The sequence below is a fragment of the Candidatus Jordarchaeum sp. genome (assembly GCF_052745115.1).
The window spans coordinates 1-11,780 of record NZ_JBRAKS010000103.1 but is presented as its reverse complement, the minus strand read 5'-3'; the positions used below and the strand labels follow the sequence as shown (position 1 = coordinate 11,780).

10 protein-coding genes and 1 pseudogene are annotated in these 11,780 nt (G+C 40.6%); 8 read left to right on the top strand and 3 right to left on the bottom strand.

What is annotated here, in order from left to right:
• Positions 1 to 227: 227 nt before the first annotated feature.
• Positions 228 to 713, bottom strand: a complete 486-nt coding sequence (locus ACUVXA_RS09085) for a single-stranded DNA-binding protein (RefSeq protein WP_445870935.1) — start codon at positions 711 to 713, stop codon at positions 228 to 230.
• A gap of 401 nt (positions 714 to 1,114) precedes the next feature.
• Here ACUVXA_RS09085 and ACUVXA_RS09080 point away from each other — a divergent pair, with 401 nt between their 5' ends.
• Complete coding sequence (locus tag ACUVXA_RS09080; protein ID WP_445870934.1) at positions 1,115 to 1,480, top strand: hypothetical protein; 366 nt, start codon at positions 1,115 to 1,117, stop codon at positions 1,478 to 1,480.
• A gap of 128 nt (positions 1,481 to 1,608) precedes the next feature.
• Here the strand turns inward: ACUVXA_RS09080 and ACUVXA_RS09075 are convergent, their stop codons facing one another.
• The gene (locus ACUVXA_RS09075) at positions 1,609 to 3,072 is read right to left on the bottom strand and encodes an MBL fold metallo-hydrolase (RefSeq protein WP_445870933.1); all 1,464 of its coding nucleotides are present in this window, start codon (positions 3,070 to 3,072) and stop codon (positions 1,609 to 1,611) included.
• 265 nt (positions 3,073 to 3,337) lie between these two features.
• On the opposite strand from ACUVXA_RS09075, the gene ACUVXA_RS09070 reads away from it, so the two are divergent.
• The 5 genes from ACUVXA_RS09070 to ACUVXA_RS09050 all read left to right on the top strand — a co-directional run bounded on the left by ACUVXA_RS09070 (position 3,338) and on the right by ACUVXA_RS09050 (position 8,313).
• Positions 3,338 to 5,632 (top strand): hypothetical protein, encoded by a 2,295-nt coding sequence (locus ACUVXA_RS09070; RefSeq protein ID WP_445870932.1) that lies wholly within the window; start codon positions 3,338 to 3,340, stop codon positions 5,630 to 5,632.
• Between the two features lie 281 nt (positions 5,633 to 5,913).
• Complete coding sequence (locus tag ACUVXA_RS09065; RefSeq protein WP_445870931.1) at positions 5,914 to 6,849, top strand: nucleoside hydrolase; 936 nt, start codon at positions 5,914 to 5,916, stop codon at positions 6,847 to 6,849.
• Between the two features lie 112 nt (positions 6,850 to 6,961).
• A complete protein-coding gene (locus tag ACUVXA_RS09060; protein WP_445870930.1) occupies positions 6,962 to 7,690 on the top strand; it encodes a hypothetical protein in 729 nt (242 codons plus the stop codon).
• Between the two features lie 156 nt (positions 7,691 to 7,846).
• Complete coding sequence (locus ACUVXA_RS09055; RefSeq protein ID WP_445870929.1) at positions 7,847 to 8,059, top strand: antitoxin VapB family protein; 213 nt, start codon at positions 7,847 to 7,849, stop codon at positions 8,057 to 8,059.
• Positions 8,056 to 8,313, top strand: a complete 258-nt coding sequence (locus ACUVXA_RS09050; RefSeq protein WP_445870928.1) for a hypothetical protein — start codon at positions 8,056 to 8,058, stop codon at positions 8,311 to 8,313. Before ACUVXA_RS09055 ends, ACUVXA_RS09050 begins: the two co-directional genes overlap by 4 nt.
• A 216-nt stretch (positions 8,314 to 8,529) precedes the next feature.
• Here ACUVXA_RS09050 and ACUVXA_RS09045 read toward each other — a convergent pair whose 3' ends face one another.
• Entirely contained in the window at positions 8,530 to 10,419 is a 1,890-nt protein-coding gene (locus tag ACUVXA_RS09045) for an ATP-dependent DNA helicase (RefSeq protein WP_445870927.1), read from the bottom strand.
• A 252-nt stretch (positions 10,420 to 10,671) separates the two neighbouring features.
• On the opposite strand from ACUVXA_RS09045, the gene ACUVXA_RS09040 reads away from it, so the two are divergent.
• Together ACUVXA_RS09040 and ACUVXA_RS09035 are read left to right on the top strand one after the other, a co-directional pair.
• A complete protein-coding gene (locus ACUVXA_RS09040; RefSeq protein WP_445870926.1) occupies positions 10,672 to 11,175 on the top strand; it encodes a nucleotidyltransferase domain-containing protein in 504 nt (167 codons plus the stop codon).
• 12 nt (positions 11,176 to 11,187) lie between these two features.
• Positions 11,188 to 11,625 (top strand): annotated as a pseudogene (locus ACUVXA_RS09035) (HEPN domain-containing protein).
• Positions 11,626 to 11,780 lie beyond the last annotated feature (155 nt).

The window sequence follows — 11,780 nt, the reverse complement described above, 5'->3', positions numbered from 1 at the left end:
ACCGAACACCATTTAGGCGGTGTCCTAAATGGGTAAGTTTCGGACAACGGTTCACCGAGAGTTTATTCAGTAAGGCTTCAGCTTCCTCCATCGTCCCTTAAAACATGAAAAAATAAAAAATAATTCAAAGGCGCGGAAAGTGGAATTTACTCTCAGAACTAGTTTTTGGCGAATCTGCTAGAGTCAATTCTCATATAAAAAGAAAAAAGGAAGAAAAAGTTATTTTATTATCTTCTTCCTGGACCTCTATCTCGATAACCTCTTCTCTCTCCCCTGTAAGGTTTACCTCCGCCTCCGTATCCTCCCGGTCGGTCGCCGTATCGGGGGCGGAAGCGTCGCTCCTGTTCATAGACCTTATCTGAAAGGTTGTTCGCCGTGTTAACCTCTGCCGGAGTGCTTTCCTTGATTTTCTCCATGCTTCCATACTTCCCCAGATTTAGCCTCAAGGAGCCCTTAAACACCGTGGTATAAGAGTTATTCAGCTGGTAAACGTTATCCGGTTCCATCTTATCGATATCCTCATTCCAGAGAGTTAGCAGTATGCTTCCAGTTTCGTCACCCACCAGAGCTTCGGTGACTCTCAGTGTTTCCCCGGTCTTCCTCGAAACAATTTCTCTTACTTCATTTTTGGAATTACATCTAACTTTTATGTTTATGCCTCTGAGACCCGGTCTCAGCTCATCTACAATTTTAAATTCTTGGGATTCGCTCATTTCAACTCATCTTTCTACACAAATTTTCAATAGAAAAAAAAGCTTGGGAACAGAATATCCGCCTTGAGCATTTTTCTATTTGGAGAAATTTTAGATATACAATTATATAAACCTTATTAATACATCAAAATCTAAAAGTTTTAAATATCATTGTAGCTAAGCATTATTTTTTAAGGAGGGATAAAATCTTTTTTTACAAGTAGTTCAAAACTTCGCAATTATAAGCATGCAAATAGCGGTAAATAGCTATAAGCGTTATCGAAGGCAATCTAGTAAAAATCAAAGCCAAACCTTTAAAGACCAGTCCGCTTCTTATATTCGAAGAAACACGCAGTTCAATCATGCTTTTCTGCTATATTTTGAATAGGTTTATTTATATGGCGATTTGTGTTGTGAGAAAAATGTTAATTAACTTATTTAAAATAGGAAGTATTTGGGCTTTCAAATATTTTTTCGAAGATAAGAGTCTGTTCCGTGAGCTTGCCGATTACTATAATAGAAGTAATTACCGTTTCGAAACACATTCAGTAGAGGACCGGGATAAATTAAAGGCCTTATTAGAGTCGCGAGGTTTTGAGGTGCAGATTGTGGAAGATACGAGTGATTTTCTAGTAAGAATCCCGAAAAAGCAAAAATATGCCTCTATTCTGAAGAACTCTGTGGAAAACTGGTTAGAGGCTGACTGGCGGGTATTCCTAATGAAAGACAAAGCCTCAGCAGAACTAGCAGAGCTGGAAGGAGCAGAAAGACCCCCCAGTAAAAAATAATTACAATATCCACCATTTGCTCCACCCATCCTGCATCGACTTTCTTACTAATATTAATAAATGAAAAAGAATGATTTCAAAAGCCTAAGAAGTCTAATTTATTTCAGATTCGCGTCAAAAATCTCAAATTACTCCTCAAGTTTGTTTTCAATTCTGGAGATCCTTTCCTCCAAACTGTCCAGTCTTTCAATAATTCTTTTCAACACATCCTTTCCCACCATCTCCACTTTTAATTCATAGCCTTTTTCTATTTGGGGCACCACGACTTCAGCATCCTTCAGTATCTTATCCTTCTTAAGCATTTGACTCAGATATTCCACCTCTTTTGCTTCACCATGAACTAGGAATATTTTTTCCGGCTTACAGCTTCGAGCGAAAGTGCGGAGATCATTCGCTGAAGCATGGGCAGTTAACCCTTCTATACTAGCAACACCAATCTTCACATCCAGCTGTTCATCACTCCACTCATAATCATCATTCAATAAGGTAATAGTAACCTTCCTCTCCCCATCTCGTATTAGGCGACCGGGAGTCCCCTCTGCCTGATAGCTGACCAAAATCAGTAGATTCTCTGGCCGGTTCAGTTTGGAGAAGTAGAAGGGCGACCAGCCCCCGTTAAGCATCCCGCTGGGTGCAAGAATGATTGCCGGCTTTTTGTCTCGAATCACACTCCACCTCTGCTCCATGGTCTCAATAGGTGTGAAGTTTCCCAGAAACGGATTCTGCCTCGTCTGGTAAAACTGATTCTTGACTTCCTCATTCATGTACGCTACATGCGCATCATAGACTGGCTGAGTATCCTTAATCATACCATCATAATATACGGGGTAGGGGAGATTACGGAGACTAAAAAGGCGCATAAGTTCCTGACTCCGAGCAAAGGCAAAAGCCGGTATCAGAATCTTACCGGTCGGATGCTCCTCAAAATAATTTCTGATAATTTCTATCAAGTTATTCTGAACCTGTCTGATGGCAGGATGCTGAAGAGTAGCACCGTAGGTGGACTCCATAATTAACCAGTCGCATCGAACACCGGTTTCTGGAGGATTAAGATGATTGCTCCTATAAAACCCCCCAATATCACCAGTATAAACAAGGGTTCCCTCATGAGACTCTATTTTAACCAAACAGCTACCAAGAACATGACCCGACTCAAAAAAAGTAAATGTAAAATCTTCAACGTCAAAAGAGGAGTGATAATTCACGGCCTTAAAATTATTTAGGCACTCAACCAAATCCTCATAATCATAAAGCTTGGGTAAATTGAACCGCTCCCACTCCACCTGCTGCAACTTCCAACCATCCCTCAACATAACATGGGAGAGGGCCACCGTGGGAGGCGTGCAAAAAATTCCCTCAAAATCCGGAGAACGCTTGTCCATAGAAAACAGAAGAGGTAAAGCCCCGATATGATCTATGTGGGCGTGAGTCAAAATAACCGCATCCACCCCCTTAACATGGTCTAGCGAGGGATACTTTGTGCGCTCCCCCAGCTTAATTCCGCAATCTAAAAGAATTCTTGTATCTTCCGATTTTAACAGGACACAGCTTCGCCCAACTTCACAGACTCCACCTGAAAAACTGATCTCCAAGCAATTCACCATCTAACAAAAATTAATTTTCACGATAATTAATATTCATTTAGATAAATACTTTTTTATAGGACTAAAGCGGGAGACACTAAAAATAGAAACCATTAAAGAACTTTTAACTAATTCAGTTCTAAAAATAATATACTTAATTAATATGAAACTATTTGTAAAACTAAGTTTAAATAACAAAAGATATTTCTAAAAAATAAAATTTTTAACTCAAAAAGTGATATAAATTTTACAAAAAATTGTGTAGGGAAAGTGAATGAAAACAAAGAAATTAATCGCTTTAACAATGTTGACACTCTTTGTACTATTAATTGTTCCTATGGCTTCCAACACCACAGCCTCGAACACTTGGATACCATTACTATCTAACCAGGTAAACACTACACCCAAAGCAATCACCACAGAACCCCTAGGCACATATGTACAGGATGGAGACAACCTCACATACGATGTCCTATCTGCCTATGCCAGCATTACAGGCGGTAATATCTACTCTGAGATGTATCAATTTGCCTTCGAATTTTCCTATAATTATACCGCCACGGGAGACTGGTTCCTAGTCAACATAACTGTATCCGGACACTCTAACGGCTACTTTGCCATTCATAATCAAACCAGGGAAGTGGGTCTAAACAGCACTGGTGGACTGTTCCCTACACCACCAGCAAGTGAGGACGAGATATACAGGCAGAATAACGTTTACGCCTTCATTGCACTACCCACGGGAATAAAAGCGGGTGACAACATTAAAATTCTAGCACCATACTCGATAGAGGTAATTATTCCTGAGGTAGTACCATCTGAGGTGATGGGGAGAATAACTGCTCCCACCTTTAATCAAACAGGTGGACCGTCAAGCTTTTATGACAGTTGGATGACACAGGGAACCTGGAGGGGCACAATCACTTTGGGTCCCTATACTTTTCGGTGTGCTATGGGTTTGAACAATCTTGCTGAGAGGCATAGCGGACTAAGCGTCACAAGCACCATCGCCGAGTCACTAATCTTTGAAGAAGGCCTTTACAGCGTTCATTTATTTTTGCAGTTTAACAGCACCGCAAGTACTCCAAACATAATACCTCATCTTGAGGACGTAAACATAACAGGTTACACCACAGGGGAATATTGGATACAACATGATCGCAGTAATTTCACGTATAGTGAGGCTGGTTACTGGTACATGGATGTGAGCGAATTGACCGGTGGAAAACTGGGTATTGTGCGGCTGGACAGCTTAAACCGAAGCTACTTTAACTGGACCCTCGGCCCCATGAATATGACATCGGGCTTCATACCTGCAGAATTTGGTATTTCGCAAGAAGTAAGAATCCCTGACGATTTCTGGAATACCTTTCCACCTTGGAATTCTACCTATTATAACAGTACTACTCGTACTGGTTGGCGTGACATTTACTTCAATGGAACAGCGGAGGGGAATGGTTTAGTTAACTTGTTAAGGTTTTGTTCTATGGGTGACGGCTTTTTAAATGTGGCGCCTGCTAATTTGCTTTGTCTTGCGTCTCCCTGGATTAGAGATGGGACAGTTATGACGCTGCTTGTTTGGCTTCCACTGTTTTTCCCCAATAACACTAAGCCCGGCTTCAACTTTGACCCGAGCAAGCCCGATAATCCACTTCTGTTTTTGGCTCCCTTCAAAGTTTCCGGCGCCGCCACCGTGAATATTGGCGGCAGCTATTATGACTGTTGGAAAGCAGATCTAATACTTCCCCAAGGTCTTTCTAATTTCAACATAACACAGTTCAGCTACACTGTCTACTTTGAGAGAACCACAGGCATGCTTCTGAAAGCAAAAGCAGACATAGAAATGAAGATACCTATTAATGAAAGTGTGTTTGTACCGATGGGTTACCACAAGACTTGGACATTGTCCGATGTAGACGGCGATGGGATTCCCCTACCCAGGGAATGGATCGAATTGGCTAATGAATATCGGTTAGGAAATGTTGGTGCAGGTGAGAAGAAGACTCTCGACTCTTCCTTCTTCAACGGCGGAAGCGCAACCATTGAATGCAATATAACCGTCCCTAACCTATTCATGCATACTTATACGCTTGACTGGAATAATTATACAAGTATCAACGGTTACCCCATAGTAAAACTAATGTACACGAGAGTGTATATGGGCATCCCAACACCACATTATGAATTCAATCTCACACTGAACTTTTATTATACTCCTTCTGAGCTTTCTGCGAAGGGTGCTAAGGAGTTAGGGTTCACCATATGCTACTATAATACTAGTTCCGGGGAGTGGGTTCCCCTGAACACTACTGTGGATTCCGATGGGCGAATAGTATCTGCGAGTATTACGGTAGAGTCAAGCAGTGAGGAATTCGAGGGTGTGTTTGCTCTGGTTGCGGGGCCTTTGACTATTTGGGATATTCTGGGTCCTATTGGTTCGGTGTTGCTTCTGAATTATATCGGTCAAGCAGTGAGTCCTTCGATTAGTGGTTTCTTGATTTTAGGGTTGGGTGCGGCATTAATAGCAGTTCTGGCGATAGCTTTGGTGATCATTGCTAGAAGACATTAATAAACTATAAAAAACCCTATTCTTCTTTTTTTAATTTATCTCTTTTTGTGAAAAATTCTATTTCATGCGCTTCTTTTGCTGGTTGCATTTATCAGAAATAAAGCAATTTATAAAATATAAAATTGATTAAATACCAGACTCACTTCAGTCTAATATGATAAATTTGGAATTTGTATTAATTTGTAACTAGAGTTGCTAAAGGAATTTTATTTAAAAAAATTTTTTAGGTCACATGTTAATCCCATTTTTTAGCCAGTAACCGTATGAAGGTGGACTTGTAAATGAAAAAAATGATTTATGATGGGGATCCCGGAATCGATGACGCTATGGCTATTATACTGGCGATCAAATCCGGGGTTCTGGATTTGAAAGCGATAACCACGGTGGCAGGCAATGTCCCTTTGGAGAAAGCGACCAAAAACGCTTTAAAAATATTGAATCTCACCAAAAGGCTGGATATTCCGGTGGCCGCGGGCATGCCTTCTCCCCTAGTTAGAGAGCTGCTCACAAGTGGTCCAATACATGGTGAGGATGGACTGGGTGGAACCAAGCTTCCTCTTCCAATCACAGAGGACAAGTGCATCGGGGCTCTCGACCTGACGATAGCAAAAATATTGAATAGACCGGGGGAATTTACTGTGGTGGCTTGTGGGCCTCTTACCAACTTGGCGGAAATCTATAGTAAGCTACCCGATTTTGGTGAAAAAGTTAACGATTTAGTGATTATGGGTGGGGCAATAAATGTTCCGGGCAATGTATCTCCTCATGCAGAGTTCAATATTTATGGGGATCCTGAAGCCGCTCAGATTATCCTTCAGTCCGATTTACCTATTACTCTAGTACCTTTGGATGTGACTATGAAAACCATTCTCACCCCGGATGATCTTGAACAAATCTATGAGGTTAGGACGCCGGTGGCGGAGTTTGCCTATAATGCTTTGAAATACTACCAGAATGTTCCTAAGCACAAGAAACTGGGAGGCTGTCCTTTACATGATCCGCTCGCAGTGGGGGTTGCAATCGATGAGAGTTTTGTGAAAACGCGGGAACTTTATGTAAATGTGGTTACTGATAATATTATAACTCTTGGAAAAACGTTGGTGGGAGAAGAAAACAGGGGGGAATTAGAGGTTTGCGCTTCCAAGCACAAGGTATGCTTAGAGGTGGATGTCCGAAGATTCATACGCTTTTTTATTGATACCATAACTGCGGATTAAAAGTAAAAAGCCCTATTCTTTTATGCTATAACAAACTTATTATTAGTGATAAGCATACAAAAAGCTTAATTTATTAAAATTTATATTTTTACTTAAGACCGGGGACAGCGATATGGTTATAGATAGATTCACAATTGATCAGATATTTGAAACCATTGAAAAAAATTTAGGCAGTTGGAAAGCCCAAGGTATCGCGTTACTAGATGTTAACCTTAAGGTCTGGGGGATCAAGGGTGAGGTTTCCGAAGATGTTTTTCGCTTCTATGAAAAGTTTTCTCTCTATGATATGCATCCCGGAGACACAATAAGCAATAATAACACTTTCATGATAAAAGCCACTGAGAAAATAGGCGTCATAGTGGTTATGAAGGACACTCACCTAGCTATGCTCTCCGCAATAAACCTAAAGGGAAGGATAAACGCTCTTTCCGACCTCTATCATCTGGAGAAAAACGTTGAAATAGAGACTTCCGGGGACGCAGAAAAATATTTGGTAAATGCTGGATTACTGTTTGAGAAAGATGCTGAGATTTTACTAAAGCAAGGAGCCTATGAAACATCCGCCGACCTAATCGCTCTAGTCGGGTTTTACTATCTCTCAGCCGGCATGCTTGAAAAAGCCAAGAAGCAAGCTCAAAAAGCTCTTGAACTGTGCGAGGAAAAGGAAATAACCAATCACCACCGAACCTTCGCACTATCTTGCTACGAAGCCTGCAATAATGAACTTAAGAAAGCAGAACAGTACTGGAAGCAAATTCAAAATAAATATAGTGAACGAGAAGGAAATATAGTTAATAATGCTCTAAAAGAATTAAAGAAGATAAATTCCTTCAAGAACTAATAGAAAAATAAAATCACTAGAAATGCGTTTACCTATACCATCTTTTCAATTCTTTGTAAAATTAATTATACCCTTCGTATTCATAATTCCTTTAATTTGATTTTAATTAATAATATTCAAATATATGTTTAAACATTTCTTTTTGGGTGTGAATTGTTGACCAAGACCGTTACAATTCGTGATGATGTTTATAAGAAATTATTAAGTATAAAGCGTGAAGGTGAGAGTTTTAGTGAGCTGTTTGAGAGACTCGTAGAGGACGCAAGCCCTACTGAAACTTTGAAGAAGCTTAGGGGATGTGTTGAATTCGATGATAAGGAGAAGATGCTTTCTGAAATTAATGCACGGAGGGCTGAGAGTAGGCCATGATAGTGTTATATACGGATATTTTGACAGAAATTTTTGACAAAGAATCTGTTAAGAGAGATAAGGCTCTGAGTAAAATTATTGAAAGTAACGAAGACATAGCTACAACCTCAATAAATCTCCATGAGATATTGTATGGTCTTCAAAAGTATGCAAAACCAATAAAGGATATTTTACATAACCTTGGCGAGAAAGCCCCCGACTTCAGTCGTGGGGATGAATCGACAAAAAGCTTATCTGAAAGTAGGGTATATTAATAGTTGTTGGTAGCTGAAGGGTTTGGCTTGGGCTTAAGGGGCTAAACAAGACGCAGCCCCCATGAGGGTGCCAACATAGACGCCGTTCCCTTGAGGGAAGGGCGTGTTAACCGGGTGGTGGCACACCCGTTGCTTCGAAGGCGTTGAGCCAGAAGCAAGAATCCCCCGACTTTAGTCGAGGGGAGTGTCAAAACTATATTCTGTAATAATACCACATCAATTTTTTCTAATGATCTTCAAATTCTTTTTCAAATTATTTCCAAGATTTTTTGTCTCTATGATTTGCAGATTTTCTCGGACATAATCCGGAAGTAATTGTAAAAATCGATTTTCAGAGTAACGTTCATCACCAAGAACGAATATTCCACGATCCTCCTTTGATCTTAAGGCTCTGCCCAGTGACTGAGAGGCTCTCCTGAGAGCTGGGACAACATATGCATAATAGGTGCCCTTATTTTTTCCGTATAGACTTTCATAGTATTTGAGATAGAGTTTGGTTTTGATGCTCATTCTATCAAAAGGTATGCCTACTAAGAATATGCCTTCCAGTTCTTTTCCTGGGAAATCTGCTCCCTCAGCGAATCTGCCGGTACAGGGGGCACATAAAACACCATGCTTTTCTCTGTAAGCGGCATCTTTAAAACCATCAAGAACCTCTCGGGAAGCATCCCCGCTCATGCCCTCCCTCTCCACAAAGAAAACCCTATTCTTGCTCTCCACCCTTTCTTTTAGACCAGCATTGAGAAGATCATTCTGAATACGATAACTACTGGTAAAAACAGCCACATTCGCATCCACAACCTCAAAAAAACTCTCTATGGCCTCCACATAGTTTTCTGCCATTTTCCTACTTAGCTCTTCACCCTTAGTGGTCAAACCCTTAGTGACACAAGCGATTATATTATTTTTATCAAAGGGTGAATGAAAACTCTTTCCTGAATATTTTTCGAGACCTACAGTATCTGCGAACGCATTAACCGGGTTCAGTGTACCCGAACAGAATACACAGCCATAAAAGCTCTTCCATTTATCTCTAAGAATTTCGGATGCTCGCATATCCCACATTTCTAAAACTAGGTTATCCCTCTCCTTGCTCGCTATAAAGGCTACTCCTTTTATGTCTAGATTTTCTAGCACCGAAAACCAGAAATTCGAAAGATGAAACAGTGAGGAACGGGGATTCTTCCCCTCATCCAGCTGACTCCGCCTGACCTTCACGCCATAAGCATTCATAGCACCTAAAATATCCGTTAAAGTATCCATTTTTAATCCTATTTTTCGCACTAAAGCGTTAAGGAATTCCTTGGGGTTGAACTCCATCTCTTTCCCCGGTGCTTCCTTTAAAACCTTGGATAATTCGTCTCGGAGTCGATTAATAAAATTTTCTACTCTCCTCGCCTCAAGAGAATCGAAATTTTGAATCTCTCTTAGAGCATAGGTGAGGGTGCCCAGAGATATCCGGTCAGAGTTCAAGTTTCCACAAGCGCTCTGAAGATTGTGAGCCTCATCTACCACGAGAAAACTGGAATCGAAGGGCACAAGCCGTCTAATACTCCAACTCATTCCCTCATGAATAATATAATTATAACTTAATGAGACTACATCCACAAAGGGCAAAAGCTCCCTTTGAGCAAAATAAGGACAAACACTTTTCCTCCGACACAAACCTAAAATCTCAGAATACAGTTTTGGTCCATCAATAAAATCCTCTACATCCAATGAATTTAAACCATAATAGTATTCACAACTCTTTCTACGATTATTGCAGAGAAAAGAAACATCCTGATAATCCATCTCCCCCTCCATTTTAATATCCTGGGCCAGAAAGCACATATCCTTTTTACCCCTATAGGAAAGACCAAAAAACTCCTTATTCAACTTTTCATTAATTATTTTTAGTTCCTCTATCGGTCTATCAGTCTCGTTCCCGGTGCGCACCGCCCAAATAATCTTATGCTTCTTAACCCAAGGGAGAAGAGTGGCAAGAATTGCGGGGGTCTTTCCAAAGCCTGTGGAGGCGTTAAGACACACGGCACTGTCACCAATATTCTTGGAAATAAACTCCATGAACTCTTCCTGCCCCCCTCTCGGATTATAAGGGAACAAGAATTTCCTCCTCATACACTTCACTTCTTCGAATTATTCTTGACTACTAGGTTACAGCCTTTTTTCGGAATTATTTATAGATTTTCTTCAGGAACAGTACAGTTAACCCTCAATATCCACGTATGATAATGAAACTTGCTGAACAGGACTCTACAACTCACATTAAGAGTTTAGTTTATCTATTATCCTTTTTAGGGGTGATTGTTCTTTATTTTCACAGTGACTGAAAGGGGTTGGATTGGATGATAGATTTTGGACGAATCTGCATATCTGGTAACTCTAAGAAATCTTTATGAAGAGAAAAGAGCTTATATCAAGAAAGGGGTTTTCAAAGTGCTTTCAGAGCATGAAAAGTTTACCATTGCAAAATATTTCAGGGAGGAGTTTAAGGACAGTTTGATTTCACTAGTGCTCTTCGGCTCTTTTGCGCAGGGGAGAGAGAAACCCACTAGTGACGTAGACATTCTGGCAATTGTCGAGGAGGATTATTCCTCCATAGAGAAAAGAGTGATTAGAGTTGATGCTGATTTAACGTGGCTTCTTAAACAGGCGGTTCGCTGCCTACCTTTCACCCCCGACGACTTCGCCTTCATGGTTGACACGCGTTTCCCACTTGTTCTTGGAGTAGCCTCAGGATACCAAGTTCTCTTCGATCCCTCGGGTTTTTTTGAGAAGAAAATCAAGGAAATATTTAAGGACGTTGAAACGGGCAAAATTAAGTACTATCCGAGAAGTGGCATATGGGTGGTAAAATGACCTCAGACTTCAATTAAATTAGCATATGAGCTAATTGAAGAAGCTAAAGTTGACTTGCAAGCAGCAAGGAAGCTTCTCAAACAAAAGTTTTTTCACAAAGTAGTTTTCGAATCACAGCAGTGCGTTGAAAAGGCTATGAAGGCCTCTCTCGCCTGAGAGGGACTAACTCAAGTGTACGAACCTGATGTTGGAGCCCTTTTTGCCGCTGAAGTGATAACCCACGCGCCTCAAGACTGGGTGGAAGAGCTTAGAAATGTTTTCCGTGAAACATCTTGGCTAATGGAACAGTACACAGCAACCCGCTACCCTGCAATCAGGGCGAGAACAGTGGTTTCACCCCGCAAATCCTACAGAGAGGACGAGGCGAAAGACGCTATTAAAACTGCGGAGTTAGCCCTAAACACCATAGAAAAATACATACAACAAGTGATTAGCAAGAGGAGCAAGTAGCTACCCTTAATCGCTTAAAACTGGGAAATAAACACTTCACTCTTTTTAAAAATAATTCCCTGTATGTATTTTTAGCAGTTGTGATCAAATAGGGGATAATAAGGGTTCTACTCTATGTAGAAATTCATAGAATTACATAGAGTTGGGGCTTCACA

What these genes read in the sequence shown, in the direction of transcription:
- ACUVXA_RS09065 (WP_445870931.1), top strand. Translation starts at nt 5,914, where the DNA reads ATGAAAAAAATGATTTATGATGGGGATCCCGGAATCGATGACGCTATG.
- ACUVXA_RS09070 (WP_445870932.1), top strand. Translation starts at nt 3,338, where the DNA reads ATGAAAACAAAGAAATTAATCGCTTTAACAATGTTGACACTCTTTGTA.
- ACUVXA_RS09080 (WP_445870934.1), top strand. Translation starts at nt 1,115, where the DNA reads ATGTTAATTAACTTATTTAAAATAGGAAGTATTTGGGCTTTCAAATAT.
- ACUVXA_RS09085 (WP_445870935.1), bottom strand. Translation starts at nt 713, where the DNA reads ATGAGCGAATCCCAAGAATTTAAAATTGTAGATGAGCTGAGACCGGGT.
- ACUVXA_RS09060 (WP_445870930.1), top strand. Translation starts at nt 6,962, where the DNA reads ATGGTTATAGATAGATTCACAATTGATCAGATATTTGAAACCATTGAA.
- ACUVXA_RS09050 (WP_445870928.1), top strand. Translation starts at nt 8,056, where the DNA reads ATGATAGTGTTATATACGGATATTTTGACAGAAATTTTTGACAAAGAA.